The organism is Dankookia sp. P2, from assembly GCF_050632255.1.
In the GTDB taxonomy this organism is placed as follows: domain Bacteria; phylum Pseudomonadota; class Alphaproteobacteria; order Acetobacterales; family Acetobacteraceae; genus Paracraurococcus.
In genome coordinates, this window is record NZ_CP192581.1 from 367,473 (window position 1) to 392,903 (window position 25,431).

At 72.0% G+C, this 25,431-nt stretch carries 22 protein-coding genes and 7 pseudogenes; 16 read left to right on the forward strand and 13 right to left on the reverse strand.

Annotated features, from left to right (window positions below; translation table 11 throughout):
* Positions 1 to 104: 104 nt before the first annotated feature.
* Positions 105 to 1,514, reverse strand: a complete 1,410-nt coding sequence (locus tag ACQ86J_RS02095) for a Gfo/Idh/MocA family protein (protein ID WP_431269833.1) — start codon at positions 1,512 to 1,514, stop codon at positions 105 to 107.
* Between the two features lie 145 nt (positions 1,515 to 1,659).
* On the opposite strand from ACQ86J_RS02095, the gene ACQ86J_RS02100 reads away from it, so the two are divergent.
* Entirely contained in the window at positions 1,660 to 1,839 is a 180-nt protein-coding gene (locus ACQ86J_RS02100) for a hypothetical protein (RefSeq protein ID WP_431269834.1), read from the forward strand.
* A 281-nt stretch (positions 1,840 to 2,120) separates the two neighbouring features.
* Here the strand turns inward: ACQ86J_RS02100 and ACQ86J_RS02105 are convergent, their stop codons facing one another.
* Positions 2,121 to 2,393: a GlsB/YeaQ/YmgE family stress response membrane protein gene (locus ACQ86J_RS02105; RefSeq protein WP_431269835.1), complete on the reverse strand. Its 273-nt coding sequence runs from the start codon at positions 2,391 to 2,393 to the stop codon at positions 2,121 to 2,123.
* Between the two features lie 209 nt (positions 2,394 to 2,602).
* Here ACQ86J_RS02105 and secD point away from each other — a divergent pair.
* From secD to ACQ86J_RS02130, 5 genes and pseudogenes are all read left to right on the forward strand, one after another.
* Positions 2,603 to 4,187 (forward strand): annotated as a pseudogene (gene secD, locus ACQ86J_RS02110) (protein translocase subunit SecD); the annotation flags it as partial.
* Positions 4,188 to 4,229: 42 nt separating this feature from the next.
* Positions 4,230 to 5,181: pseudogene (secF, locus tag ACQ86J_RS02115) on the forward strand (protein translocase subunit SecF).
* On the forward strand, positions 5,171 to 5,362 hold the full coding sequence (locus ACQ86J_RS02120; RefSeq protein ID WP_431269836.1) for a hypothetical protein: 192 nt from the start codon (positions 5,171 to 5,173) through the stop codon (positions 5,360 to 5,362). The pseudogene secF and the gene ACQ86J_RS02120 overlap by 11 nt, the downstream one beginning before the upstream one ends.
* A gap of 29 nt (positions 5,363 to 5,391) precedes the next feature.
* Positions 5,392 to 6,150, forward strand: a complete 759-nt coding sequence (locus tag ACQ86J_RS02125; RefSeq protein ID WP_431269837.1) for a tripartite tricarboxylate transporter substrate-binding protein — start codon at positions 5,392 to 5,394, stop codon at positions 6,148 to 6,150.
* A gap of 154 nt (positions 6,151 to 6,304) precedes the next feature.
* Positions 6,305 to 7,264 carry an EAL domain-containing protein gene (locus ACQ86J_RS02130; RefSeq protein ID WP_431269838.1) on the forward strand — a complete coding sequence of 320 codons (960 nt, stop codon included), beginning with the start codon at positions 6,305 to 6,307 and terminating at the stop codon, positions 7,262 to 7,264.
* Between the two features lie 61 nt (positions 7,265 to 7,325).
* Here the strand turns inward: ACQ86J_RS02130 and ACQ86J_RS02135 are convergent, their stop codons facing one another.
* Entirely contained in the window at positions 7,326 to 8,492 is a 1,167-nt protein-coding gene (locus ACQ86J_RS02135) for an iron-containing alcohol dehydrogenase (RefSeq protein ID WP_431269839.1), read from the reverse strand.
* A 213-nt stretch (positions 8,493 to 8,705) separates the two neighbouring features.
* On the opposite strand from ACQ86J_RS02135, the gene ACQ86J_RS02140 reads away from it, so the two are divergent.
* Complete coding sequence (locus ACQ86J_RS02140) at positions 8,706 to 8,918, forward strand: NepR family anti-sigma factor (protein WP_431269840.1); 213 nt, start codon at positions 8,706 to 8,708, stop codon at positions 8,916 to 8,918.
* A 4-nt stretch (positions 8,919 to 8,922) separates the two neighbouring features.
* Here ACQ86J_RS02140 and ACQ86J_RS02145 read toward each other — a convergent pair whose 3' ends face one another.
* Both ACQ86J_RS02145 and ACQ86J_RS02150 read right to left on the reverse strand, forming a co-directional pair.
* Entirely contained in the window at positions 8,923 to 10,356 is a 1,434-nt protein-coding gene (locus ACQ86J_RS02145; RefSeq protein ID WP_431269841.1) for an amidohydrolase family protein, read from the reverse strand.
* Between the two features lie 29 nt (positions 10,357 to 10,385).
* The gene (locus ACQ86J_RS02150; RefSeq protein WP_431269842.1) at positions 10,386 to 11,165 is read right to left on the reverse strand and encodes a class II aldolase/adducin family protein; all 780 of its coding nucleotides are present in this window, start codon (positions 11,163 to 11,165) and stop codon (positions 10,386 to 10,388) included.
* 118 nt (positions 11,166 to 11,283) lie between these two features.
* Here ACQ86J_RS02150 and ACQ86J_RS02155 point away from each other — a divergent pair, with 118 nt between their 5' ends.
* A complete protein-coding gene (locus tag ACQ86J_RS02155; RefSeq protein ID WP_431269843.1) occupies positions 11,284 to 12,981 on the forward strand; it encodes an ABC transporter substrate-binding protein in 1,698 nt (565 codons plus the stop codon).
* 74 nt (positions 12,982 to 13,055) lie between these two features.
* Here the strand turns inward: ACQ86J_RS02155 and ACQ86J_RS02160 are convergent.
* A pseudogene (locus tag ACQ86J_RS02160) lies at positions 13,056 to 13,436 on the reverse strand (ABC transporter permease); the annotation flags it as partial.
* 20 nt (positions 13,437 to 13,456) lie between these two features.
* Between ACQ86J_RS02160 and ACQ86J_RS02165 the strand changes: the two are divergent.
* Entirely contained in the window at positions 13,457 to 13,597 is a 141-nt protein-coding gene (locus tag ACQ86J_RS02165; protein ID WP_431269844.1) for a hypothetical protein, read from the forward strand.
* A gap of 148 nt (positions 13,598 to 13,745) precedes the next feature.
* On the opposite strand, the gene ACQ86J_RS02170 is transcribed toward ACQ86J_RS02165, so the two are convergent.
* The 5 genes from ACQ86J_RS02170 to ACQ86J_RS02190 all read right to left on the reverse strand — a co-directional run bounded on the left by ACQ86J_RS02170 (position 13,746) and on the right by ACQ86J_RS02190 (position 18,653).
* Positions 13,746 to 14,636 (reverse strand): ABC transporter permease, encoded by an 891-nt coding sequence (locus ACQ86J_RS02170; RefSeq protein WP_431269845.1) that lies wholly within the window; start codon positions 14,634 to 14,636, stop codon positions 13,746 to 13,748.
* A complete protein-coding gene (locus ACQ86J_RS02175; RefSeq protein ID WP_431269846.1) occupies positions 14,626 to 15,657 on the reverse strand; it encodes an ABC transporter ATP-binding protein in 1,032 nt (343 codons plus the stop codon). Before ACQ86J_RS02175 ends, ACQ86J_RS02170 begins: the two co-directional genes overlap by 11 nt.
* A gap of 66 nt (positions 15,658 to 15,723) precedes the next feature.
* A complete protein-coding gene (locus ACQ86J_RS02180) occupies positions 15,724 to 16,494 on the reverse strand; it encodes a class II aldolase/adducin family protein (protein WP_431269847.1) in 771 nt (256 codons plus the stop codon).
* 1 nt (position 16,495) lies between these two features.
* Positions 16,496 to 17,446 (reverse strand): NAD(P)-dependent oxidoreductase, encoded by a 951-nt coding sequence (locus tag ACQ86J_RS02185; RefSeq protein WP_431269848.1) that lies wholly within the window; start codon positions 17,444 to 17,446, stop codon positions 16,496 to 16,498.
* A gap of 106 nt (positions 17,447 to 17,552) precedes the next feature.
* Complete coding sequence (locus ACQ86J_RS02190) at positions 17,553 to 18,653, reverse strand: extracellular solute-binding protein (RefSeq protein ID WP_431269849.1); 1,101 nt, start codon at positions 18,651 to 18,653, stop codon at positions 17,553 to 17,555.
* A gap of 90 nt (positions 18,654 to 18,743) precedes the next feature.
* Between ACQ86J_RS02190 and ACQ86J_RS02195 the strand changes: the two genes are divergently transcribed.
* The 4 genes and pseudogenes from ACQ86J_RS02195 (at position 18,744) to ACQ86J_RS02210 (ending at position 20,064) form a co-directional block, all read left to right on the forward strand.
* Positions 18,744 to 18,890 (forward strand): hypothetical protein, encoded by a 147-nt coding sequence (locus ACQ86J_RS02195; protein ID WP_431272790.1) that lies wholly within the window; start codon positions 18,744 to 18,746, stop codon positions 18,888 to 18,890.
* Positions 18,854 to 18,982: pseudogene (locus tag ACQ86J_RS02200) on the forward strand (FAD-dependent oxidoreductase); the annotation flags it as partial. The gene ACQ86J_RS02195 and the pseudogene ACQ86J_RS02200, both read left to right, overlap by 37 nt.
* Before the next feature lie 121 nt (positions 18,983 to 19,103).
* Positions 19,104 to 19,262, forward strand: a pseudogene (locus tag ACQ86J_RS02205) (NAD(P)/FAD-dependent oxidoreductase); the annotation flags it as partial.
* 55 nt (positions 19,263 to 19,317) lie between these two features.
* On the forward strand, positions 19,318 to 20,064 hold the full coding sequence (locus ACQ86J_RS02210; RefSeq protein WP_431272707.1) for an NAD(P)/FAD-dependent oxidoreductase: 747 nt from the start codon (positions 19,318 to 19,320) through the stop codon (positions 20,062 to 20,064).
* A gap of 4 nt (positions 20,065 to 20,068) precedes the next feature.
* Here the strand turns inward: ACQ86J_RS02210 and ACQ86J_RS02215 are convergent, their stop codons facing one another.
* Both ACQ86J_RS02215 and ACQ86J_RS02220 read right to left on the reverse strand, forming a co-directional pair.
* Positions 20,069 to 20,554 carry an MlrC C-terminal domain-containing protein gene (locus tag ACQ86J_RS02215; protein WP_431272708.1) on the reverse strand — a complete coding sequence of 162 codons (486 nt, stop codon included), beginning with the start codon at positions 20,552 to 20,554 and terminating at the stop codon, positions 20,069 to 20,071.
* Between the two features lie 184 nt (positions 20,555 to 20,738).
* Positions 20,739 to 21,551: pseudogene (locus ACQ86J_RS02220) on the reverse strand (M81 family metallopeptidase); the annotation flags it as partial.
* A 310-nt stretch (positions 21,552 to 21,861) separates the two neighbouring features.
* Here ACQ86J_RS02220 and ACQ86J_RS02225 point away from each other — a divergent pair.
* The 3 genes and pseudogenes from ACQ86J_RS02225 to ACQ86J_RS02235 all read left to right on the forward strand — a co-directional run.
* The gene (locus ACQ86J_RS02225; protein ID WP_431269850.1) at positions 21,862 to 22,902 is read left to right on the forward strand and encodes a hypothetical protein; all 1,041 of its coding nucleotides are present in this window, start codon (positions 21,862 to 21,864) and stop codon (positions 22,900 to 22,902) included.
* Between the two features lie 728 nt (positions 22,903 to 23,630).
* On the forward strand, positions 23,631 to 24,407 hold the full coding sequence (locus tag ACQ86J_RS02230) for a glycosyltransferase (RefSeq protein WP_431272709.1): 777 nt from the start codon (positions 23,631 to 23,633) through the stop codon (positions 24,405 to 24,407).
* Positions 24,408 to 24,653: 246 nt separating this feature from the next.
* Positions 24,654 to 25,127: pseudogene (locus ACQ86J_RS02235) on the forward strand (glycosyltransferase); the annotation flags it as partial.
* Between the last annotated feature and the right edge of the window lie 304 nt (positions 25,128 to 25,431).

The following is a 25,431-nucleotide window of genomic DNA, read 5'->3' on the forward strand; positions in this document are numbered from 1 at the left end:
CCCGCGGGCCCTGCCGGGACGATGCCCCCGCCTCCCGCCTCACCGAAGCGACTTGCGGCCCTGCCGCACTCCGCGCGGGCCCGGCGGCGGCGCCCTGCGGCAGGTCACGGCCGCGGCGCGCGGGTGATGCCGGGCGGCGCCATGTCGCTCGGCGCCTGCGACCCGCCCCAGCTGCCGCTGGCGAAGCCGCCCGGCGCCGCCACGCCGGCACTGCCGCCCGGCCGCCCCCCATCGAGGTCGCGCGCACTTCCGGCCGGTGCGGCGACCGGTGCGGCGACCGGCGCGGTGGCTCGCGGCATGTCCACGGGCTGCGGCGCCGCGCAGCCGGCGAGGCAGCCGGCCAGGAACGCCACGCGGACCATGCGAACTCGCTGCATCGGCATGCTCCCCAACCACATCCCCGGGCGCCAGGGCGGCAAGCCCCGCCCAGGCCTGGATGACGGGTGCGGATGATAGGCGGCCGGGTCCGCCAGGCGGTCGCCTACCGCTATCCGGAATCGGCACGGCAACGGAATCGGGCGCCGCGCCGTGGCCGCCTCGCCGCGCGGGACCGCCGGACCGCGCAGCGCTGCTGGCCGGCTCAGCCGGCGGCGATCGCCTTCTCCACCCGCAGCGCCGCATCCAGCGCCGCCAGCCCGATCGCGCCGCTGGCCTCGACCTGTCGCGCCGCGCTCGATGCTGGACAGGAAGGCGGCCTGCTCGGCTTCCAGGCTGTCATGGTCCTCCCAGGTGGCGCGGTCGATGCCCCAGCCCGGCATGGCCGACACCGGCTCGGCGCCGCCGGGCCGCACGCTCTCGATGCTGCGGGCGAGGAAATCGACGCGGGTCTCGCCGCGCGGCCCGAGCACCCGCAGGCGGCGTTCCAGCGCCACGCTGATCCGGCTGGCGGTCACCGTCGCCGCCGCACCATTGCCGAAGCGCAGCTGCGCCACGGCGAAGTCCGGGTGGTCGGACATCACCTTCCGCCCGACCGCCCGCACCTCGGCCAGCGGCGCGCCGGCCAGCGTCAGCACCAGGTCGAGGTCGTGGATCATCAGGTCGAGCACCACCGAGACATCCAGGCTGCGCGGCCGGAAGGGGGCGACGCGGGTCGCCTCGAAGGCCATCGCCCCCTGCTCGGCGCCGCTGGCGCGAAGCGTCCGGATGGCGGCCGAGTAGCGCTCGATATGGCCGACCTGCAGCACCAGGCGGCGGTCGGCGGCGCCGCGGATGATCGCCTCGGCCTGGGGCACGGTGGCGGCGATCGGCTTCTCGACGAAGAGGTGCCGGCCGGCGGCGATCGCCTGCAGCGCATAGGCATGGTGGAAGGCGGTGGGGACGGTGATGATGACCGCGTCGCTGGCCTGGATCAGCCCGCTGGCATCCAGTGCCTGGGTCCGGCATTCGGTGGCGACCGCGGCGGCGCGGGCCGGATCGGCATCGTGCACGCCCGAGAGTACGCCGCGTGCCGCCAGCTTCAGGGCATGGAAACGCCCGAAATGCCCGGTGCCGAGGACGCCGATCCTGAGAGCCATGCCGCCGGTCCCATCCCGCCAGTGAGGCCCCGGCGTCTAGCGGATCGCCGCCGTCGGCTCAAACCCAGGCCGGTCATGGATGGGGAACAACTCGCGATTATGGCATCTGGGCGCATCGCCCACCCCCAGGCCGGAACCCCGCCCCTTGCACACCCCGATCGCCGAGGATTTCGCCGCCATCCGCGCCCGCCTGCTGGCGATCCGCGCGGCCGAGCGCCGCTGGCTGGCGCCGCCGGAGCCGGCCGCGCCGGCGAAGCCCGAGGCGGCCGCACCGGGCGACTTCTATGCCTGGCTCATGGGCGGCGGCCTCTGGGCCGGCGGCTGAGCCACCCGGCCGTGGCCCCTCTCTCCGGCCTCATCGCCGGGGCGCTCACCATCGCGCCGAGCCGGCCACGGGCCGGATCGGGAAGCGGTCGCACCGCCAGCTGCCAGGCGCCGCCGGGGCATGGACCGCCCGGGCCGAGCCGTTCGGAATCGACGCCAATCAGCGGCCGCCGCGTGCCGCCCCGGTCGGCGGCAACGCATCACCGGCGGTCCGCACCGCTGATGCGCTGCCGCGGAGGCTGACCTCGGCGGTGATCGCGCCTCCCGCCGCCGCGGCGCAGATCAGCGCAGCGCGCCGTCGCCGGTGCTCGAGCGCCGGGTCACCATGGACCAGATGGCCAGCACGACCACCGCGCCGACCACGGCACCGATGAAGCCGGCCCCTTCGCCGGCGCGGTACCAGCCGACCGCCTGGCCGAGATAGGTGGCGACGAAGGCGCCGACGATGCCGAGCAGGGTGGTGACGATGAAGCCCGACGGGTCGCGGCCGGGATGCAGGAACTTGGCGACGAGCCCCGCCAGGAAGCCGATGACGATGGTGCCGATGATACCCATGTATGAACCCTCCGTTCGCATCCGGATAAACCGCGATCGGCGATCGGGTTGCATCCCGGCTGGCGGATCGGCGGGTGGATGAGGGCTCGGATCGGCCTGCCGGCTTGCATCGCCGCCCCCGTCGTCACATTCCCGGCCGGTTCGCCCCCGGACGTTGCGCGGGGGCGCCGCCCCGAAGGGTAGACCATCCCGATGAGCCGTACCGCGCCATGATGTTCTTCGCGCGCTGGAAGACCGCCGCCATCCTCGCGGTCTGCCTGCTGGGGGCGCTGCTCTGCGTCCCGAATTTCTTCCCGAAATCCGAGCTGCCGGGCTGGGCCCGGCGATTCTCCCTCGGCCTCGACCTGCGCGGCGGCTCCTACCTCCTGCTCGAGGTGGACATGAACGCCGTGGTGCGGGAGCGCCTGGAAGGTCTGGCCGACGGCGCCTGGACCCGGCTGCGGCAGCAGAATATCGGCTACGTGAACCTGGCGGCCGAGCCGGCGCAGCGCCGCATCACCTTCCGCCTGCGCGACCCGGCCCAGTCGGCCGCGGCGACCGCCCAGCTGAAGGAACTGGCCAACCAGATCCCGACCGGAATCGGCACCTCCACCCCGGATATCGACGTCGCCGCCGCGCCGACGGCACCGTCACCGCGACGCTGACCGAGGCCGGGCTGCGCGGCAAGGCTTCCGGCGCGGTCGAGCAGTCGATCGAGATCGTCCGCCGCCGGATCGACGAGACCGGCGTGGCCGAGGCGCTGATCGCCCGCCAGGGACAGAACCGCATCCTGGTGCAGCTGCCTGGCGTCGAGGACCCGAACCGGATCAAGGACCTGCTGGGCAAGACCGCCCGCATGACCTTCCACCTGCTGGACGAGACGGCGAACCCCGCCGCCACCACCCCGCCCCCGGCGTCATGTTCCTGACCGGCGAAGGCCGTGGCGGCCAGCCGGAGCGCTACGCGGTGCGCCGCCGGGTCGAGGTGGACGGCGCCAACCTCACCGATGCACGCGCCGGCCAGGACAACCGCAATGCCGAATGGGTGGTGAATTTCACCTTCGATTCCATCGGCACCCGTCGCTTCGCCGACGTGACGCGCGCCAATGTCGGCCGGCCCTTCGCCATCGTGCTGGACGACAAGGTGATCACCGCGCCCAACATCCGGGAGCCGATCACCGGCGGCCGCGGCCAGATCAGCGGCAATTTCAACGCCAAGTCGGCGAACGAGCTGGCGGTGCTGCTGCGCGCCGGCGCCCTGCCGGCGCCGCTGACGGTGGTGGAGGAACGCTCGGTCGGGCCGGAGCTCGGGGCGGATGCGATCCGCGCCGGCGTGCTGGCGCTGGCGGCCGGCGCGCTCTTCGTCTTCCTCTACATGGGCCTCGCCTACGGCCTGTTCGGCTGGCTGGCCGACATCGCGCTGCTGATCAACATCATGCTGATGCTGGCGGCGCTCTCGCTGCTCGAGGCGACGCTGACCCTGCCGGGCATCGCCGGCATCGTGCTGACCCTCGGCACCGCGCTCGACGCGAACATCCTGATCAACGAGCGCATCCGCGAGGAATACAAGAACGGCAGGCCGGCGCTGTCGGCGCTGGAGGCGGGCTTCACCAAGGCCTCCGGCACCATCATGGACAGCAACCTGACGAACCTGATCGCCATGGCCTGCCTCTACGGCTTCGGCAGCGGCACGGTGAAGGGCTTCGCCGTCACCGTCGCGATCGGCACCGTGGTGCAGATGTGGACGGCGACGACGCTCGTGCGGCTGATGGTCTCCTGGTGGTACAAGGCGAAGCGCCCGAAGGAGCTGCCGGTGCTGGAGAACGGCCGCGGGCTGATCGGGCGGCTTGCCCGGCCGATGTTCCGCCTGGTGCCGGACGTGACCCACATCCCCTTCATGAAGGGCGCGCGGATCGGCCTGCTGACCTCGGCCCTGCTCTCCACCGCCTCGCTGATCGGCGCCTTCTATCCGGGGCTCGAGAAGGGCATCGACTTCAAGGGCGGCATCACCATGGAGGTGCGCACGCCGGAAGCGGCGAACCTCGCGGCGCTCCGCGCCAAGGTCGCAGGGCTCGGCCTCGGCGATGTCGGCCTGCAGGAGTTCGGCGCGCCCGACACCGTCGCTCGTCCGCCTGCCGGTGCAGGGCGACGAGGCCGGCACCCAGACCGCGGTCAATGCCGTCCGCGCCGCGGTGGAGCAGGTGGCGCCGGGCACCAAGGTGCTGCGGGTCGAGGCCGTGGGCAACCGGGTCTCGGACGAGCTCTTCATCGGCGGGCTGCTGGCGCTCGGGCTCAGCCTGCTGGCGATGCTGCTCTACATCTGGTTCCGCTTCGAATGGCAGTTCGCCATCGCCGCCATCGTCACGCTGATCCTCGACACCACCAAGACGGTCGGCTTCATGGTGCTGTTCGGCGTCGAGTTCAACCTGACCACGGTCGCCGCCATCCTCACCGTCATCGGCTTCTCGGCCAACGACAAGGTGGTGGTCTTCGACCGGATGCGGGAGAACCTGCGGAAGTACAAGCAGATGCCGCTGCGCCAGCTGGTGGACCAGTCGATCAACGAGACGCTGAACCGCTCGCTCGGGACCTCCATGACCCTGCTGCTCTCCGCCGTCCCCCTGGCGCTGTTCGGCGGCGACACGCTGTCGGGCTTCGCCTGGGTGATGCTCTTCGGCATCGTGGTCAGCGCTTCCTCCTCGGTCTTCATCGCCGCGCCGATCGTGCTCTTCACCGGGCAGAACCGGATGCGGCGGAACGAGCCGACGCCGCCCGCCGCCGCAAAGGCGGGCGCGCCGGTTGGGGTCTGAGCCGGCCCCGGAGAGTCATGGCCGGCGCGGCGGTGGGCGGGGCCGGCGGGCCCTCGGCGCACTGGCCGGGCTGGCGCTGCTGCCGCAGGCGGCCGGCGCCGCGGCGCCGATCGGCCTGCTGGTCGGCGCCGCTGCCGGCAGCGCCGCCGACCGCTGGGCCCGCGGCTTCGCCCCTTCCTAGAGCGGCACCTGCCGCGCGCCGCCGTCGCGGTGGTCAACCGCCCCGGGGAGGCCGGGCTCGCCGCCGCCCGCGCCCTCGCTGCCGCGCGACCCGATGGCAGGCTGATCGGCGCGGTCGCGGTGCCGCGGCTGCTGTCCCGCGCCATCGAGGCGCATGCCGGGCCCCTGCTCGCCCGGCTCGACTTCCTCGCGGTGGTGGCGGAGGAGCCGCTGGTGCTGGTCGGCCAGACCGGCACGCTGGACGACCTCGACGCCTTCCGGGCGCTCGGGCGACAGGCGGTGCTGGGCACCCCGCCGCATGGCAGCGCGGCGCATCTCGCCGCCCTTGCGCTCGGCGGCAGCCTTTCCTTCGACATGCTGGCCTTCGCCAGCGCCCCGGCGGCGCGGCAGGCGGTGCTGGCCGGCAACATCGCCTGCGCCCTGCTGGCGCTGCCCGAGGCGATCGCCGCGCTGCGCGACGGCCGGCTCTCGGGCCTCGCCCTGGCCCAGCCGCGGCGCAGCGAGCTGCTGCCGGAGGTGCCGACCTTCGCCGAGCAGGGCATTCCGCTGCAGCTCGCCGCCCATCGGGGACTTGCCGTGCCGGCGGGCATCGATGGGGCCGTGCTGTCGCCGCTGGTCGCGGCGCTGAAGGCGGTGGTGGTGGACCCGGACTTCGCGGCGCAGGCGCAGGCGGAGGGCTTTGTGCCGCGCTTCATCGGCCAGGCAGCCTGGGAGCCGATGCTGCGGCGCATGCTGGCGGAACTCGGCGAGCGCTGGACTCAGGACCCCTGGACCGCACGGCACGATTGAGGCGGGACCGCACGCCCGGCTTCTAAAAAACATCCGTTTCGCCATTTATAGCCTGCAGCCGGTCGCGAAACAGGGCTATACACTGCACGACGTTACCGGAATGCAAGCCGTGCACTCCCCAGGCGTATGTCCCGCCGCCGCGCACGAGGTCCAGGTGAAGATCCTGCCGCACGACCCGGCCCCGACCGCCGCGGCGCCTGCCGTCCCGGCCTCCGCCCCGCTTGGCCGGAAGTCGGGCGCACCGGGCCGCAGGATGCCGGCACGACCCTCCGCCCCGATGCCGGGCGCGGCCCCCATCCCCTGGCCCGTGGCACCGGCGCTGCTCGCCGGAGGTCCATCGCCCGCCGACGGCCCGGCCGCCGCGCTGCGCGCCGGCCTGGCGCGTGGCGAGATCGGCGTGCACTACCAGCCTGTGGTACGGCTGGCCGACCGCCGTCCGGTGATGGTGGAAGCGCTGGCGCGCTGGAACGGGCCGGGCAGCCCGGTCTCGCCCGACACCTTCGTGCCCCTCGCCGAGCGCAACGGCCTCGGCCGCTGCCTGTCCGTCAGCGTCGCCGGCACGGCGGCGGCGGATATGGGGCGGCACTGGCCCCGGCTCCGGCTCGGCGTCTCGATCAACCTGCCGCTGGCGCAGCTGCTGCAGCCCGACCTGCAATCCTGGCTGCGCCGGGCGCTGGGCCGGCGCGGCCTCGGGCCCCGGCAGGTGGCGTTGGAACTGACCGAGACGACGCCGGTGCTGGACCTGGCCGAACTGCACCGGGCGCTGCTGCGGCTGCGGCGGGCGGGCTACCGGGTCCTGCTGGACGATGTCGCCCTGGGCGATGGCCGCACCCGGCTGCACCGCTTGCCCTTCTCAGGGCTGAAGCTCGACCGCTCCATGGTCGAGCGCCTGCCCTTCGAGGCGCATGGCCGGCAGGAGGTCCGCCGCCTGGTGCAGGCCGCCGAGGCGCGCGGCCAGGCGGTGATCGCCGAGGGCGTGTCGGACGGGCGGATCTGGGCGGCGCTCTGCGACCTCGGCGTCCATTACGCCCAGGGCTTCGCGGTGAGCCGGCCGCTGCCGGCGGCGGCGCTGCCCGGCTGGTGGGCCGGCTGGCGCGGCGGCCGGGTGCAGTAGGGCCTGGCCGGGCGCCATCGCTCCGCGGCCGCGGAGTGATGGCGCCCCTGGCCCAGCCTGGTCAGCCATAAACCTTGCGGTAAAGCGCAATGATCTGTGCCTCGTCCGGCACCCGCGGGTTGTTCGCCGGGCTGCCGGAGCCGAGCGCCTGCTTCGCCATCAGCGGCAGCATACCTTCCCATTGCGCGGCGCCGATCCCATGCCCGCGCGGCGTCGGCACGCCGAGCTCCTGGTTCAGCGCGCGCAATTCCTCCAGCAGCTTAGAGCCTGCCACCTGGTCGGCATCCTCGATGGTGGCGACGCCGATGGCGCGCGCGGCCTCGGCATAGCGCGGCAGGGCGTCGTTCAGGCCGAACTCCGTCACCGCCGGCAGCAGCATCGCGTTGGACAGGCCGTGCGGGACGTGGAAATGCGCGCCGATCGGCCGCGACATGCCATGCACCAGCGCGACCGAGGAGTTCGAGAAGGCGAGCCCCGCCTGCATGGCGCCGAGCATCATCGCCTCCCGCGCCGCGGCGTTCTTCGGCTGATGGTAGGCGATCCGCAGATGCCGGCCGATGAGGCGCATGGCGGAGAGCGCCAGGCTGTCGGCATGCGGGTTGGCCCGCTTCGAGACATAGGCCTCGAGCGCATGGGTCAGGCTGTCGATGCCGGTATCGGCGGTGGTCCGCTGCGGCACGCTGTAGGTCAGCTCGTAGTCGACGATCGCCGCCAACGGCAGGGCGCCGAGCCCGGCGATCAGCATCTTCTCGTCGGTCTCGGTATCGGTGATGACGGTGAAGCGCGTGGCCTCGGAGCCGGTTCCGGCGGTGGTCGGGATGCAGATGACCGGGCAGGCCGCCTTGTCGGCCTGGGCCGGCACCTTGAATTCCCGCATCTTCTGCCCGGGCGCCGCGGCGGCAGGGATGGCGATGGCCTTGGCCGTGTCCATCGGGCTGCCGCCGCCGAAGCCGATCAGGCAGTCGTAGTCCCCGGCGCGGAAGGCGGCGACGCCGGCCTCGATCACCGTGTCTGTCGGGTCGGGCACGGTCTCGGCGAAGACCGCCGGGTCCAGTCCGGCGGCCCGCAGCGGGTCGAGGCAGCGGTCGACCGTACCGGAGGAGAGCATCCAGGGGTCGGTGACCACCAGCGGCCGGGACAGGCCGAACAGGCCGAGCACCTCGGCGATCTGGCCGACGCTGCCGCCGCCGATGCGCATCAGGCGCGGCGAGACGATGGTTGCGGTCATGGAGCCCCTCCCCGGGTTCAGTGGCCCCAGCATAGGGCCGCGGCCGGGGGCGGAAAAGCGACCCCGGGGGGCGATGCCGGGCGCGCCGGCCCCGCTTCGGTGGCACCGGGCCCGTTGTATCCAGGACGCGCCGGCACGGAATGTGCGCCCGGACGCAGCCATCCGCCCCGCCGCGTGTTGTATCCTGTATGCCGCGCAGCGGAGGATGAAGCCATGACCGACATGCCGGCGCGTCGGCGTCGCCCCTCCGCCCCGGCCGAGTGCCAGCCGGAGAACGATGCCTTCGACATCTGGCTCGGCGCCAGCCTGCGCGCGGCCTTCGACAAGGTCGCCGCCGAGCCGATCCCCGAGGACCTCCTGCTGATGATCGAGGAGGACCGGGCCGAACGCGAGCGGCTCCGCCGGCGCCGTCGCGGCGAGGGCTGAGGCCCTAGCTCCAGCGGAAGGTCGGGGGCGCGATCTGCTCGGCCGGGCGATGCGCCCAGTCGAGCTTCGGCACCCGCGCCTCGACCCGCTTCTGCGCCTCGTGCAGGTGGGCGGCGGCGGCGCGGTAGTCCATCGTCAGCACCTCGCCGTCCTCGACCACCTTGTGGCCGTCGACGTAGACGGCGCGGACGGCACGGTCGCCGGCGGCGTAGATCAGCGACCGCAGCGGGTCGCGCGCCGGCCGCATCATCGGATGGGTGATGTCGACCAGCACGATGTCGGCGCGGCAGCCGGCGGCAAGCCTGCCGATATCCTCGCGGCCGAGCGCCTTGGCCCCGCCCGTGGTCGCCGCCTCGAACAACTCGGTCGTGGTCAGGCTGCGCGGGTCGGTCGCCTGGGTGCGGGCGAGGTAGGCGGCCAGCCGCATCTCATCCAGCATGTTGTGCGGGTAGGTGTCGGTGCCGAGGCCCATGTTCACCCCGCGCCGCTTGTAGCGCCCGAGATGCTTCAGGGTGATCCCGCGCCGGGCGAAGACGGTCGGGCAATGCGCCACGGTGGTGCCGGTCTCGGCCAGGATGTCGAGGTCGCGCTGGGTGTGCCAGGGGGTGCTCGGGTGGTCGTCGAGGAAGATGCCGTGGCCGATGATGCTGCGCTCCTGCAGCAGCCCCTGCTCGTGCAGCCAGCCGATCGGCGTCGCGCCGTGCCGGCGGGTGATCTCGTGGAATTCGGAGACCGCCTGCGCCGCGTGGATCTGCCAGGAGACGCCGCGGCGGCGGGCTTCGTCCCGACTGTCCTTCAGCAGCTCCGGCGTGCAGGTGTCGATCTGCGCTGGGACGACCATGCCGAAGAGGCGGCCGGATTCGTGCTGCTCAGCCCGCTCGATCAGCGCCATGGCCTCAGCGAAGGCCTTCTCCCCCGCCTTCTCGTCCCAGGCGTATTCCACCACATGGCCGTTCTTCGTGTACCAGCGCGCCGAGCGGAACATCGGCGCGATGCAGACGCGCATGCCCGACTCGCCCAGCAGGTCGAGCCAGCCGGGATGCGCCATGGACAGGTCGGCCAGGGTGGTGACGCCCGACAGCAGCAGCTCCGACAGCGCGACGCGGACGCAGGAGGGCACCGCCTCGGCATCGGCGCGGAAGATCGGCAGATATTCGTAGAGCGAGGAGTTGTAGAGCCCGGGCGTCCCCACCTCGTCGGTGAAGCCCTTGTTCATGGGCTCGCTCGACGGGTGGGAATGGATGTTGACCAGCCCCGGCATGACCATCAGGCCGCTGCCGGAGATGGTCTCGTCAGCCGGGCCGGCATAGTCGCGGCCGGCGAAGACCAGCCGGCCGTCGGCGAAGGCGATGTCGGCATCGGCGACGTAGGCGTGCTGCTTGGCCCCCGCATCCCAGAGGATGGCGACGTCGGCATTCCTGATGAGCGTGGTCGGCATCCCGGGCGCGATCCTTCTCGGGGTTCGGGTCAGCTGCGGTAGTCGGTGCCGCCCTCGATCAGCCGCAGCGCCGCGGCCCAGGCGATGGCTCGGACATGCTCGCCGCCGGGGCGGCGGAACTGCGCCGCGGCGCGCTCGCAGACCTCCTGCGGCGGGAAGACCAGCTCGGCCCCGCCAGACATCGCGGCGATCTGCGCCGAGCAGGCGCGCTCGAGCGTGTAGAGCTCGTCATAGGCATGCGCGGCGGTCGGGCCGCAGACCAATATGCCGTGGTTGCGCAGGATCATCGCGTTGTGGTGGCCGAGATCGGCGACGAGGCGCACCCGCTCGTCCTCGTCCAGCGCGATGCCCTCGTAGCCGTGATAGGCCAGGTGGCCGTAGTATTTCATCGCATGCTGGCTGATCGGCAGCAGCCCGTCCTTCTGGGCGGAGACCGCGATGCCGTCCCGCGTATGGGTGTGGATGACGAAATGCGCGTCGTCCCGCGCCGCATGCACCGCCGAGTGGATCACGAAGCCGGCCTTGTTGACCAGCTCCGAGCTGCCGTCCCAGTTCGGCTCGTCCACCGGGTTGCCGTCGATGTCGATCTTCACCAGGTCGCTGGCGCGCATCTCGTCGTGCATGACGCCATAGCGGTTGAGCAGGAAATGGTGCTCCGGCCCCGGCACGCGGGCGCTGATATGGGTGAAGATCCAGTCGGTCCACTTGTGGTGGCCGCAGAGCCGGTACAGCGCGGCGAGGTCGCAGCGGACCTGCCATTCGGCATCTGAGCAGTTGCGGAGCGCGGCGGGCGAGGCGGCGACGTTCATGGCGCGGGTCCTTCGGTTCGGGCGATGCTCCGTCAGGCGGGGCCGCCGCGTCAATCCGCGTTGCGCACGAGCGCCGGCGGCGCGAGCATGCGGCATCCCCGCGCCGCAGGAGACCGCCTTGCCCCGCCTTCCCCGCATCCTCGCCGCCACCGCGCTCGGCGCCCTGCTGGCTGCGCCCTTGGCCGGCCCTGTCGCCGCCGAGACCACCCTGAAGATCGTGCTGATCAACGATCTCGGCAGCCTGGACCCGGTGCAGTCCACCGCGGCCTTCGTCCGCAACCACGGCTTCATGGTCTATGACCAGCTCTTCGCCCTCGACAGCAAGGGCGAGGCGCAGCCGCAGATGGTCGGGCGCTTCGAGCGATCGCCGGACGGAATGGCCTGGAAATTCACGCTGCGGGAGGGCCTGGCCTTCCATGACGGCGCGCCGGTGCGGGCGGCGGATGCCGTTGCCTCCATCCGGCGCTGGGCGCAGCGCGACGTGGTGGGCAAGGCCCTGGCGGCGGCGACCGCGCGCCTCGAGGTGGTGGACGACCGGACCTTCAGCCTCGCCCTCGCCCGCCCCTTCGCCCTGGTGACGGAGGCGCTGGCGCGGCCGACCGCGAGCGCACTGTTTGTCATGCCGGAGCGGCTGGCGGCAACGCCGGCGACCACCGCGATCACCGACGCCACGGGCTCCGGCCCCTTCGTCTTCCAGCGGGCGGAATGGCGGTCCGGCGACCGCGCGGTCTACCGGAAGAACCCGGCCTACAAGCCGCGGTCCGAGCCGGCGGATGGGCTGGCCGGCGGCAAGCGGGTGCTGGTCGACCGGCTCGAATGGATCGCCATGCCGGATGCCGCGACCGCCGCGGCGGCGCTGCAGGCGGGCGAGATCGACTTCATCGAGCAACCTTCGCCGGACGTGATCCCGCTGCTCGAGCGGAACCGCAACGTGCGGATGTTCGCGCTGAACCCGGCCGGCTTCATGGTCTGGCTGCGGCCCAATCACGCCGTGGCCCCCTTCGACAACCCGAAGGCAAGGCAGGCGCTGCTGCATATGGTGAACCAGCAGGAGAACCTGCAGGCCGCCGGCGTGCGGCCCTCGGAGCAGGTGCCCTATTGCCCGTCCTACTTCCTCTGCGGCACGCCGCTCGAGAGCCATGCCGGCGCCGAGGGGCTGCGCGAGGCGGACCCGGCGCGGTCGCGCGCGCTGCTGCGGGAGGCCGGCTATGACGGCCGCAAGGTGGTCTTCCTGAATGCGACGGACAGCCCGATCAACAACGCGGTCACCCTGACCATGGCGGCGGCGATGCAGCGCGGCGGGCTGACCATGGACGTGCCGGCGATGGACTGGGCGACGGTGACGCAGCGGCGCAACAAGAAGGAACCGCAGGACCAGGGCGGCTGGAACCTCTTCGTCACGGTCGCCAACGTGCTGGACGCGCAGAACCCGCTGACCAACCTCTACCTCGCCAGCCCCTGCGAGGTGGCCTGGCCGGCTGGCCCTGCGATGCCGAGCTCGAGCGGCTGCGGCGGTCCTGGTGGGAGGAGCCGGACACGGCGAAGCGGAAGGCGATCCTGGATGCCGTGCATGCGCGGGCCTACCAGGTGCTGCCCTACATCAATGCCGGGCAGTTCCGCACCCTGGCGGCGCACCGGGCGAATGTGGAGGGGCTGCGGCCGACCACGATCCCGGTCTTCTGGGGCGTCGAGAAGAAGTAGGGAAAAGGCCGGGGAGAAGGTATTCTCCCCGGACCCCTCATCTATGTCTGTGAGTCGGCACTCGCTGCGCGGCGCGTGCTGTCCTCCCCGGCCTGCTACCGCCGCCGTGCCCTGAGCGCTCCCGTCCAGCGCCAGCAGCGCCACGGTGAAGACGATCAGCAGCACCGCCACGGCCGCCATGCTCGGGTCGAGGTTCTCGTTGATCCCGTCCCAGATTTTGCGTGGCAGCGTGAAGACGTTCCGGCTGGCGATGAAGAGCACCAGCACCAGCTCATCCCAGCTGTGGATGAAGGCGAAAATGGCGCCGGAGGCGATGCCCGGCGCGATGCGCGGCAGGATCACCCAGCGCAGCGTCTGCGGCAGCGACGCCCCCATGCCGCGCGCCGCCTGCTCCAGCCGCGGGTCGAAGGCGGCCAGCGCGGTGGAGACGGTGATGACGACGTAGGGGATGCCGGTCACGCCATGCGCCAGCGTCACGCCGAGGAAGCGGTCGAGCAGGTCGAGCGTGCCAAACCAGCGATAGAGCCCGATGGCATAGACGATGGCCGGGATGATCAGCGGCAGCAGCATCAGCGCCCGCACCAGCTTCCGTGCTGCGCCGGCCGATCCGCCAGCAGCCGATGGCGCAGAGCGTCCCGGCGGCGACGGCGATCAGCGTGGAGCCCAGCGCGATCCAGAAGCTCTGGTGGATCGAGGAAAGCCAGGATTCCGACCCCAGCAGGTTGGCGTAGTGGCGGAAGCTGATGCCGTGCTCCGGCAGCGAGAGGTAGCGCCGGTCGGTCACCGACACGGGGATGACGATGGTGATCGGCAGCAGCAGGTAGAGCACCGTCGCCCAGGCGATGGTTCGCGCCAGCGGCCCCGCGGGATGGCCGCCCATCAATGCCCATCCCCGAAGAGCCTGCGCAGGTCCACCACGCGGGAGAAGATCGCAAGCATCGCCAGGATCGTCACCACCACCACCGTTGCCAGCATCGCCCCCATGCCCCAGCGCACGAGGTCGAGGATCTGCAGCTTGATCCATTCGGCCGCCATCAGCGGTCTTGCCGCCGCCGAGGATTGCCGGGGTGATGTAGAAGCCGAGCGAGAAGATGAAGACCAGCACCCCGCCGCCACCAGCCCCGGCGCCGAGAGCGGCAGGAAGACGCGCGCGAAGACGGTGAAGCGGGAGGCGCCAAGCCCGCGCGCCGCGGCCAGCAGGCGCGGGTCGATCTCCCGCATCGCCGCCAGCATCGGCAGCACCGCATAGGGCACCATGTAGTGCACCATGCCGACGACGATGCCGAACTCGTTCCAGACCAGCGCCAGGGGTTCGTCGATGATCCCGAGCCCCTGCAGCCCCTGGTTCACCAGTCCCTGCCGCCGCAGCAGCGTCACCCAGGCGAAGGCCCGCACCAGCACCGAGATCCACAGCGGCAGCAGCACGCCGAGCAGCCACCAGCGCTGCGCCCGCGGCGTGGCGAGCGCCACGACATAGGCCAGCGCATAGCCCAGCAGCAGCGCGATCGCGGTGGTGACGACACAGATCCGCAGCGTGGTGCCGATCACCCGCTGCACGCCGGCATTGGTGAGCAGCCGCTCGTAGTTGCCGAGGCCGGTCGTCGGCTCGGTCACCGAGATCGCCAGAACCTGCAGGATCGGCGCGACATAGATCACCGACATCAGCAGGAAGGCCGGCAGCAGCAGCGCCCACCAGCCGGCATCGCGCGGCATGGCCCAGCCGGCGCGCGGCGCCGCGGCGGCGGGCAGCGCGGCCGCCTCAGGCGGCATCGGCATCCTCCAGCACCGGCACGGCGGCATCGGCGGCCCAGCCGAGCCGCACCGCCAGCCCCTCGCGCGGTGCGATCGGCGCCCGCCAGGCAGGCAGGGCGACGCGGATCTCGCCGAGATCGGCGGTGCGGACCGAGAGGCTGTAGCCGGCGCCGAGATAGGCCCAGGCGGCGATGGTGCCGGCGACCTCGTTCTCGGCCGCCTCGGCCTCGGCCAGCAGGCCGATCTTCTCCGGCCGCAGCGAGAGCAGGGCCGGCGTCCCCGGCGCCGGATGCGCCGCCCCCGCCTGCACCAGCCGGGTGCCGCCCGCCTGCAGCGCCATGCCCTCGGCGCTCACCTCCCGCACCGTGCCGCGCAGGAAGTTCGACTTGCCGAGGAAGTCGGCGACGAAGCGGGTGCGCGGCCGCTCATACAGCGCTTCCGGCGCGCCCATCTGCACCAGCCTGCCGTGGTTGAGGATGGCGACCTGGTCGGAGAGCGACAGCGCCTCCTCCTGGTCATGCGTCACGTTCACGAAGGTGCGGCCGACGCGGCGGTGCAGCGCCTTCAGCTCGTCCTGCAGCTCCGCCCGCAGCTTCTTGTCGAGCGCCGAGAGCGGCTCGTCCAGCAGCAGCAGCGCGGGGTCGAAGACCAGCGCGCGGGCCAGGGCGACGCGCTGCTGCTGGCCGCCCGAGAGCTGCGCGGGCCGGCGTTCGGCGAAGGCGGCCAGCTGCACCAGGTCGAGCGCGGCGCGGACCTTGGCGTCGCGGTCGGCGCGGGACAGGCCGCGGACCCGCAGCGGGAAGACGACGTTCTCCGCCACCGTCATGTGGGGGAAGAGCGCATAGCCCTGGAAGACCATGCCGAAGTCGCGCCGCTCCGGCGGCAGCGCGGTGATGTCGGCGCCGTCCAGCAGCACCGCGCCCGCGCTCGGCGCGACGAAGCCGGCGATCGCCATCAGGATGGTGGTCTTGCCGCTGCCGGAAGGGCCGAGCAGCGTCAGGAACTGCCCACGCTCCACCCGCAGGGAGACGGCATCCACCGCGGTGAAGCTGCCGTAGCGCTTGGTCAGCCCGCGCAGCTCGAGGCGCGTGCGCCGCCGGCGCGCTCAATCCCGGTAGCCCGGCTGCTCGCGGTTCAGCTTCCGCTTCAAGGCCTGCCAGGGCAGCCAGCCCTTGGTCGGGCCAAGGCTGAACTGCGCCCGCGTGCGCTCGACCGTGCCGCGCGAGGGGATCGCCAAGGGCACGCCGCCGGATTGCGCCGCGAGCTGGATGCGGCAGGACTGCTCAAGGTACCACATCCAGTAGAAGGCCTCGGCGACGGTATGGCCGACCGTCAGCAGCCCGTGGTGGCGCAGGATCATGCAGGGCTTGTCGCCGAGGTCGGCGACCAGGCGCTCGCGCTCCGACATGTTGTCGTCCGCCGCGACCCCCTCGTAGTCGTGGTAGGCGACGCGGCCGTCGAACTCCATCGAGATCTGGTTCAGCGGCAGCAACCCGCCGATCTGCGCCGCCACCGCCATGCCGGCGATGGTGTGGGTGTGCATCACGCAGGCCGCGTTGGCGCGGCCGCGATGCACCGCGGAATGGATGACGAAGCCCGCCGGGTTCACCGGCCAGGCGGTGGGCTGCGCCGGGGCGCCCTCGGCGTCGACCTCGACCAGGCTGCTGGCGGTGATCTCCTCGAACAGCATGCCATAGGGGTTGACCAGGAAGCGGTGGCCCTCCCCGGGCAGTCGCACGGACAGGTGGGTGAAGACCAGGTCTGTCATGCCGTAGAGCGCGACCAGCCGGTAGGCGGCGGCCAGGTCCTCGCGCAGTTCGCGCTCGGTCGGCACATGGTCGGGGTCGGGGCGAATGGGAGGCGGCGGCAACGGCATCTCAGTAGCCTCGCGCGGGATCGAAAAGGTTGGGCAGCGTCTCGCCGCGCTCGAAGCCGGCGATCGTGCGGGCGACGAAGCCGGCGCGCTCGGCCCGGCTCGGCAGGCTGGCGACATGCGGCGTGATGGTCGCCTTCGGATGCCGCCAGAGCGGGTGGCCGGCCGGCAGCGGCTCCGGCTCGAAGACGTCCAGCACCGTGCCGGACAGCTGCCCGCTGTCGAGCGCCGCCAGGATGTCGTCCAGCCGGTGCTGCATCCCCCGCCCGATGCCAATATAGCCGGCGCCCTGCGGCAGCATGGCCAGCGTCTCCGCGCGGATGATGTCGCGCGTCTCCGGCGTCGCCGGCAGCAGGGAGACGAGGATGTCGCTGCGCGCGAGGAAGGCCGGCAGCGCTGCGGGCCCGGCGAAGCTCTCGACCCCGGGCAGGTCCTTCGGCCCGCGCGACCAGCCGATCACCGGGAAGCCGAGCGCCTGCAGCATGGCGGCGCAGCGCGCCCCATGGCGCCGAGCCCCATGATGCCGACGGTGCGCATGTCGGCGCGATGCGGCGCCTCGAAGTAGTCCCATGCGCCGGCGGCCTGGGCGATCGCCATCCGCCGCGCATCCTTCAGCAGGGACAGCGCCGCCCAGGCACAGAACTCGCCCATCCGCTGCGTCGCTTCGGGGATCGCCATGCGGACGATCGGCACGCCGGGCGGCAAGCTGCGTGTCCAGCAGGATGCCGTCCACCCCGGCGCCCGAGCCGAAGATCGCCCGCAGCCGCGGCATGGTGGCGAGCCCGCCCGGCTCCGGGTCCCAGACCAGGGCATAGTCGATCTCGTCGCGCCGTCGCAGCGCGGCGTCCCAGTCGACCAGCTCCAGCCCGGGGTCGAGCGCGGCGAAGCAGTCCCGCCATTCGACCAGGGCTTGTGGCCCGCCGGATTTCACGACCATCACGCGTCGATTGCTCATCGGCACCTCATGCCCCAGCCAAGCAGGAAGCGGGCCAGCGAGGCGCCTGTCACGCACGGGCCGATCCAGACCTCCACGCCTGCGGCGCTACGGTCATCGGCACGCCTCAGCCGGTCACCGCGTCGAGGAACTCCTGGTTCACCGCCTGGTAGTGGTCACCCCACCAGCCGCCATCGATCACCACCTGCTGCCTGGCATTCGCCGGATCGGTGGGGTTCAGGCGCTTGAGCTCTTCCGGCACCAGCGCCGCCGCCTTGGGGTTGGTCGGGCCATTGCCCAGCAGGCCAAGCAGGCCGACCTGCGGCTCCGGCTTCGCCAGCATGCTGGCCAGCAGCCGCTGCGCCAGCACGCCGCCCGGATTGCCCTTCGGGATGACGAAGATGCCCGGCTGCAGCACGCCCTGATTCCAGATGGATCTGAGCCTTCCGTTGCTCTCCTTCTCCAGCACCGAGGCGCGGGTGTGCCAGATCTGGCCCATCACCGCCTCCCCCGTGCGCATCAGCTGCTCGCTCTCCGAGCCATTGGTCCAGAAGACCAGATTCTTCCGCAGCTCCAGCACCCGTTTGATGCCGGCGCGCATGTCGACGGGATAGAGCGCGCCGGGCGCCGTGCCCAGCGACATCATCGCCGCCTCCAGCACGCAGGTGGCGTCGCCGGCGCAGCAGCCGCGTGCCGGGGAAGCGCTTGGTGTCCCAGAAATCCGCCCAGGAGGTGGGAGCGGTCGGGACTTCGCGCTGTCGTAGACCAGCACGGAGCTGAAGGAATAGGGCGCGGCGCCGTGGTCGAGCGCGAAACCCGGGCCGATCACGTCGCCGCGGCCGACGATCGAATAGTCGATCTTCGTCGCAAGGCCGAGCTTGCCCAGCAGGTTGGCGCCGCTGGCCGAGCTGTCGCAGAGGTCCCAGGTGACCCGGCCGCTTTCCACCATGCTGCGGATCCGCCCGGTCGAGGGGCCGGTGCTGTCCTGCACCACCTTCACCCCCGGCGTCTCGGCAGCGAAGGGGGCGCCGTAGAAATTGCCGAAGCCTTGGTTGGCAAGGCCGCCCCAGTTGACCATGACCAACGCTTCTCGGCCTGGGCCACGGCGTCGCCGCCCGCCAGCACGCCGAGGCCTCGCCAGGGCCTGCAGCAGGCCGCGGCGCGAGATCCGGCCACGGGCGTGCTGCTGCAGCGCGAGTGCGATGCAATCCTGCTGGAAATCTTGCATGGGGTCCCCTCTTGCGGTCGTCGGCCGCCGGCGTGAACCTCTCCCGCCGCGCATCAAAGCGCATCCCTGCCCGGATGGGAAATCCCCCGCATGACGCATCCGCTGCTCGCCCCCGGGTTCAAGGACAGCCCCTGGTGGTGGAGGCGGCCGAGCCGCCGCAGCGCGACGCCACCCTGCCCGACCGCGCCCCGGTGGTGGTGGTGGGCGGCGGCTATGCCGGGCTGTCTGCGGCGCTGACCCTGCAGCGCCTCGGCAAGCAAACGGTGGTGCTGGATGCGGAACGCATCGGCTGGGGTGCCTCCTCCCGCAACGGCGGCATGGTCTCGGGCGGGCTGAAGGTGGCGGGCGCGGGGCTGGAGAAGGCCTTCGGCGCGGAGCAGGCGAAGGCGATCACCGCCACCGCCGCGGCCAGCTCTCCCCTTCATCGAGGAGACGATCGCCCGGGAGGGAATCGACTGCGACTATGTCCGCTGCGGCCGCTTCTCCGCGGCCTGGTCGCGCAGCCATTACGACGCCATGGCCCGGCGGGCCGACAGCCTGGCCGAGATCACCGGCCTGCCGACCAGCATGCTATCGCGCGAGAGGCAGCACGAGGCGCTGGGCAGCGACCACTACCATGGCGGCATGCTGGTGGCGGCGACCGGCAGCCTGCATCCGGGCAAATATGCCTCGCGGCCCGGCCGCGGCGGCGGAACGTGCCGGCGCCAGGCTGGTGGACGGCGTCCGGGTCCGGGGCATCCAGGAAGGCCCGGGCGGCTTCCGCATCGCCACCGACCGCGGCGAGATCCTGGCCGATGCGGTGCTGGTCACCACCAACGGCTATTCGTTGGATAAGCGCGGCACCGCCCTGCCCTGGCTGGCGCGCCGGCTGGTGCCGCTGAACAGCTACATTATCGCCACCGAGGAACTGGGCGAGGCGGTGATCGACCGGCTCTTCCCCGGCCGGCGCATGATCTCCGACAGCAAGCGGGTGCTGAACTACTTCCGCCCCAGCCCGGACGGCAAGCGCGTGCTGTGGGGCGGCCGCGCCAGCTTCCGCGCGGCGACCGCGGCCGAGACCGCGCCGGCGCTGCACGCCTACATGACCGCCTGCTTCCCGGAGCTTAAGGACACGAAGATCACCCATGCCTGGACCGGGCATGTCGCCTTCACCTTCGACCACCTGCCGCATATCGGCAAGGAACGCGGCATCCACTATGCTGCGGGCTGCCAGGGCAGCGGCGTGGCGATGGCGACCTGGCTCGGCCACAACGTGGCGCTGAAGCCGGCCGGCGCGGCCAATGCGCGATCTGCCCTGGACGGCCTGCCCTTCCCGACTCGTCCCTTCTATTCCGGCAACCCGAACTGGGTGCTGCCCTTCATCGGCGAATGGTACAAGCTGCGCGACCGAATCGACCGGATGGCGGCATGACCGGTCAGTCCAGCGCGTCGATCGGCCAGATCGGCCGGCGCACCTTCGGGAAAAGGTCCGCGCTGAACCGTTCGGAACAGAGCGCGCCGCTGTCCACCAGCACCACCTTCCGGGCGATCGGCTCGAAGGCGGCGCGGAAATGGTGCATCGACTTCACGCAGACGGTGCGGAAGTCGCGCGGGTCGATCCCCATCGAGGTGATCTGCGCCAGATCCTTGGCCTGGCCGTTGTTGCTGATCAGGATCACCTCGATCCCGCCGACGGTGAATCGCACCGAAGGACCGTAGTCGAAGGTCAGGCCGCCGCCCATCGGCCCGCGCGCCACCAGCCGCCCATCGGTGATCGCCGCGACCCGGCCGGTCAGCCGCAGCGGCCCGCCGCCGAGCGCCGGGTCCGTCCTGCCGCCCATGACGATGGTCGCGGTCGCACCCACCCCGGCGGCGATCGCCGCCCGTACCGCCTCGGGGTCGTACAGGGCGTGCAGCACCACGCCCTCCGCCCCCGCCTCGACCAGGCCGCGCAGCAGATTGGTCGCATCGCCATACGCCGCCGCCGCCCGGGTTGTCGGTATAGTCGGCGATGACCAGCGGCCTCTCGCCCGGCTGCCCGGCCAGGGCCAGCGCCACCGCCTCCTCCACCGGCCGCAGGTCGGTGGTGCTGTAGGCCCGGGTCTCCCAGCAGAGGTCCATCAGCGATTCGGCGATGGCCCGGCCGCGCGGATCCTCGCCATCCGTGGTCACCGTCACCGTCGGGCCGAGGTCGAAGATGTCGGCGCGGGTGAAGCCGGCGCAGGCGGAGACCACCAGCGCCTCGCCCGCCGCCTCATGCGCCGCGCCGCGGGCCAGCACCTCGGCCATCGGCGCGGCCTGGGTGCGGCCATTGTCGAAGCCGCGCAGCGTCGGCCGCCGCGCCAGCACGGTGTGCGGCCGGATCTCGCCACGCATGGCGCGGTCGAGCAGCGCCGCGCCCTGCAGCGCGCGGTCGTGCATGTCGACATGCGGATAGCTGCGGAAGGCGATCAGCGTCGCCTCCCGCGCCATCGCCTCGCTGACATTGGCATGCAGGTCGAGCGTGACGACGAAGGGCACCGCCGGCCCGACCACCGCGCGCAGCCGCGCCAGCAGCGCGCCCTCGCCGTCCTCCTCGTCCTCCAGCACCATGGCCCCGTGCAGGTGCAGCAGGGCGCCGTCGACCGGCCCCTGCCGCCGCGCCGTGTCGCAGACCAGCCCGGCCAGGTATTCGAAGGCGTCCCGCGTCACCACGCCGGCCGGGTTGGCGAAGGTCGAGACCGGCGCCAGCAGCCGCCAGCCATAGCGCTCCGCCGCGTCGAGGCTGGCACCCATGGCGCTGCGGGTGCCGCGATGGGCGGCCTCCATCCCGGCCGCGAGATGGAAGTCCGCACGGCGGAAATCCGGCAGTCCCGTCCGCACCCGGCTGAAGGTGTTGGTCTCGTGCATGATCCGCGCGGCGAGGACGGTCTTCGTCATGGTGCGCTCCGTGGGTGAGGCAATCCTGCACGCATAGCGTGTAGGTTTACAATCCAGTCACCGCTCCCCGGCAGCTTGCCCTCACGGCCAGGGACATGTCCCGGCCAGCCGACCGAACCAATGCCCCAATGCGGATCCGACAAGGCGTGCCGGGCGGATGCCCGGGCCCGGTGGTCCAGACCCATGCCCGGCGCCAGGGCCGACCTGACGCCGCCGACGACGGAGTGTCGATCCCCGTGGCTCCTCTGCGCGAAACCGAAGACCTGACCGCGCCCGGCTGCCTGACCCGGGCCCCATCCGAGGCCGCACGATGAGCGTCGCCGAAGCCACCACCCACATCGCCCCGCCGAAGCCCGCCGCCGGCCATCGCGGCCGGATCGAGGTGGTCGAGCTCGGCACCCGCTTCCTGCTGGTCAGCGGCTGGGTCACCGGGCCGGAGGGCCGCGCGCCGAGCGCCGCCATCTCGCTCGCCCTGCCGGACGGCAGCAGCCATACCGTCGGCGGCTTCCTCCGCCGGCGCGACCTGGCCGAGCGCGGCATCGCCACCGAGCCCTGCGGCTTCCTGGTCGACATCCCGCGGCCCGAGATCCCGTTCGAGGCCCTGACCCTCGCCCTCCGCGCCGGGGTGCGGGAGCTGCTGACGCAGCCCCTGTCCGCGCTCGCCCCGCGCCCCTTCCGGCCGCGCGGCCATCTCGACCATGTCGCGCCCGACCGCATCGCCGGCTGGGCCTTCGACCCGGCGCAATGGTACGGGCCGGCGGAAGAAGCCGCGCTCGAGCTGGTGGTGGACGAGACTGCGCGCATCCCGCTAAGCCTCAATGCCGCGCGGCGCGACCTGCCCTTCAGCTCGCTCCAGCGGGGCGGGCAGCTCGGCTTCGACTTCGGCCTACAGGACATCGCCCGGCTGATGGCCGCGCTGGGGCTGGAACGCGACCTGCTGGAAGGCGACCACGCCTACACGCTCATGTCGGGGGACAGCGGATCGGCGCGCTGCAGGGCAGCAGCAGCTCCCGCCGCAGCCGGCTGGTGCACCGCGGCGCCCGTCCCGCCGCCGCGGCCGTGCCCGCCGCCCCGGCCGTCCTCGCCGCCGCCGAGCCCGGCGGCTACGTCGACTGGCACGGCTACAGCAAGGCGCAGGGCGGCTGGTTCTTCGGCGGCTGGCTGCGCGGCGAGGCGCTGCAGGGCGTCGAGACCTGCCGCGCCGTGGCGCGGTTCGAGGACGGCACCGTCGAGGTCGAGGCGGCGATCAGCGCCTATACGCGCCCGGATGTCAGCGGCCTCGGCCTCGGCTACATCGCCTTCCTGCCGAGCACGCTCAACGATCCCGGACTGCTCCAGGGGCTGGAGGTGACGCTGGATGGGCCCTGCCAGCTCAGCGCCTCGCTCGGCATCGCCCGGATGCCGGAAGCCGAGCTGGTCGCCATGGTGCGCATGCTGCTCGGCGCCGCGACCCGCAAGCCGAAGACCGCGCTGCTGAAGATTCTGGCCCAGCCGGCCTATGAGGGCGAGGACACGCTGGCCAGGTTGCCGGTGCCGCTTCACCTCGAGGTCGACAGCGTGCTGGTCGCCCCCGGCGCCGGCGCGGTGCTGATGGGCTGGTGGCTCGACCCCAACCGCGCCGTGGCGGCGATCCGGCTGCGCTCGCGCGGTGCGCTCTCCGCCCCGCTGGGCGAGCGCTGGATCGCCATCGAACGAGCCGATATCCGCGACGCCTTCGCCGGCAAGTACAGCCTGGACCACGCCCGGCACGGCTTCCTCGCCTATGTCGAGGCGCCCGGCCTCGATCCCTCGGACATGCATCTCGAGATCGAGCTGACCACCGGCGAGACCGGCTTCAAGCCGCTGCCCGCGCCGGGCGGCGGCGGGGTCGGGGCGATCCGCCGGTTGCTGGGCGCGGTGCAGCTGGCGCCGGACGAGGTGGTGGACCGTTGCGACCGCGTGCTCGGCCCGCCGGTCGTCGCGCTGAACCGGCAGCGCTTGGCCGCGGCCGGGCGGCCCGCGATCGTCGAGGTCGGGACCCTGCCGGAGCAGCCGCGCTGCTCGATCATCGTCCCGCTCTATGGCCGCATCGACTACCTGATGTACCAGTGCGCGCTCTTCTCCGAACACGGCCTGCCGGCGGACGAGCTGGTCTACGTGCTGGACGACCCGCCGAAGCGGCAGGCGCTGATGGACCTGGCGCAATCGGCCTATCGCCGCTTCGGCATCCCGATGCGCCTGGTGCTGCTACCGGAGAACCTGGGCTATGCCCCGGCCAACAATGCCGGCCTGGCGCACAGCCGGGGCGAGTATATCTGCTACCTCAACTCCGACGTCATGCCGCATGAGCCGCGCTGGCTCGACCTGCTGACCGGCGCGCTGGAGGCCGATCCGGGCCTGGGCATCGCCGGCGCGCTGCTGACCTTCGAGGACGGCACGCTCCAGCATGGCGGCATGACCTTCAAGCGGCTGCCGCAGCTTGGCGGCTTCCCCTATGCGATGCATCCCGGCAAGGGCCGCATCCGGCCGCCCTCGCGCGGGCTGCAGCCGGCGGAAGCGGTGACCGGCGCCTGCACGGTGCTGCGCCGCGACCTGGCGAACGAGCTCGGCGGCTTCGACGAGGACTATGTCGTCGGCGATTTCGAGGATGCCGATCTCTGCTTCCGCATCCGCGCCCGCGGGCTCGGCTGCGCGGTGCATGAGGACGCCATCCTCTGGCACCTGGAGCGCCAGTCGCAGGGCAGCTCCGGGAATTTCTGGCGGCACAACCTGACCCTGGTCAATGGCTGGAGCTTCGCGCGGCGCTGGGGGCATCTCTTCCCCGAAGCGTCGCCTTCCACGCCGCCGGGCGCCGATGCCGTGCTGCGCCTGTCATGACCCGTCCAACGCTCGAAGGAGGCGCCGCGATGATCCGCGCAGCCCTGCAAGGCCGTGGCAAGCGCCGCGCCGAGAAGACCCGCCCCCGCCGCCGCCGGCGGAGATCCGCCGGCTGCCGGCGCCCGAGCGCCCGCTGCTGCGCGTGCTGGTCATGTCGCATATGGACCCGCGCGTCTCCCGCGGCGGGGCCGAGATCGCGGCCTTCCAGCTCTATGAATACCTGAAGGCGCAGCCGGGGGTGACCACCTGGTTCCTCGCCGCGGCGCCGGGCAAGATCGGCGAGCGCCTGGGCGTGCGGCTGATCCAGCCCTTCGGGCCGGACGACTACGCCTATATCGGGCATGGCTTCGACCACTTCATCCATTCGAACGGGATCCGGAATTCCCGCCCGAATTCATGACCCTGCTGGCCGAACTGAAGCCCGACGTGGTGCACCTGCACCATTATACGAATTTCGGGATCGAGGCGCTGCTGCAGATCCGACGCGTGCTGCCGGATGTGCGGATCATCCTGACGCTGCATGAGTACCTGGCGATCTGCAACCACTTCGGTCAGATGGTGAAGCGGCCCAATTTCGCGCTCTGCGACGGCGCCAGCCCGCGCGCCTGCCACAAGTGCTTCCCCGAGAAGCCGGAGCCCGACTTCTTCCTGCGCGAGCTGTTCATGAAGCGGTTCTTCCGCCTGGTGGACCACTTCGTCTCGCCCAGCAACTTCCTGATCGACCGCTACGTCGCCTGGGGCCTGCCGGCCGAGCGGCTGACGATGATCGAGAACGGCATGCCGATCCGCACCGGGCCGCCGGCGCCGAACCCTTATCCGAGCCTGAAGGAAGGGCTGACGGTCGGCTTCTTCGGGCAGATCTCCGGGCTGAAGGGCATCAACGTCGTGCTCGACGCGGCGGAGCTGCTGCATGCCCAAGGGCTTACCAAGATCCGCATCGACGTCCATGGCGACCATTCCGGCCAGCCCGAGCCCTTCCGCAAGGAATTCGAGGCGCGGCTGGCCAAGGCCCCGCCGAGTTTTC

Bases quoted from the DNA above. Each gene is read 5' to 3' on its own strand.
- ACQ86J_RS02190 (WP_431269849.1), bottom strand. From the start codon at position 18,653: ATGCAAGATTTCCAGCAGGATTGCATCGCACTCGCGCTGCAGCAGCAC.
- ACQ86J_RS02230 (WP_431272709.1), top strand. From the start codon at position 23,631: ATGTACCAGTGCGCGCTCTTCTCCGAACACGGCCTGCCGGCGGACGAG.
- ACQ86J_RS02095 (WP_431269833.1), bottom strand. From the start codon at position 1,514: ATGGCTCTCAGGATCGGCGTCCTCGGCACCGGGCATTTCGGGCGTTTC.
- ACQ86J_RS02195 (WP_431272790.1), top strand. From the start codon at position 18,744: ATGACGCATCCGCTGCTCGCCCCCGGGTTCAAGGACAGCCCCTGGTGG.
- ACQ86J_RS02225 (WP_431269850.1), top strand. From the start codon at position 21,862: ATGAGCGTCGCCGAAGCCACCACCCACATCGCCCCGCCGAAGCCCGCC.
- ACQ86J_RS02105 (WP_431269835.1), bottom strand. From the start codon at position 2,393: ATGGGTATCATCGGCACCATCGTCATCGGCTTCCTGGCGGGGCTCGTC.
- ACQ86J_RS02140 (WP_431269840.1), top strand. From the start codon at position 8,706: ATGACCGACATGCCGGCGCGTCGGCGTCGCCCCTCCGCCCCGGCCGAG.
- ACQ86J_RS02135 (WP_431269839.1), bottom strand. From the start codon at position 8,492: ATGACCGCAACCATCGTCTCGCCGCGCCTGATGCGCATCGGCGGCGGC.
- ACQ86J_RS02170 (WP_431269845.1), bottom strand. From the start codon at position 14,636: ATGCCGCCTGAGGCGGCCGCGCTGCCCGCCGCCGCGGCGCCGCGCGCC.
- ACQ86J_RS02210 (WP_431272707.1), top strand. From the start codon at position 19,318: ATGCCTCGCGGCCCGGCCGCGGCGGCGGAACGTGCCGGCGCCAGGCTG.
- ACQ86J_RS02185 (WP_431269848.1), bottom strand. From the start codon at position 17,446: ATGAGCAATCGACGCGTGATGGTCGTGAAATCCGGCGGGCCACAAGCC.
- ACQ86J_RS02150 (WP_431269842.1), bottom strand. From the start codon at position 11,165: ATGAACGTCGCCGCCTCGCCCGCCGCGCTCCGCAACTGCTCAGATGCC.
- ACQ86J_RS02145 (WP_431269841.1), bottom strand. From the start codon at position 10,356: ATGCCGACCACGCTCATCAGGAATGCCGACGTCGCCATCCTCTGGGAT.
- ACQ86J_RS02180 (WP_431269847.1), bottom strand. From the start codon at position 16,494: ATGCCGTTGCCGCCGCCTCCCATTCGCCCCGACCCCGACCATGTGCCG.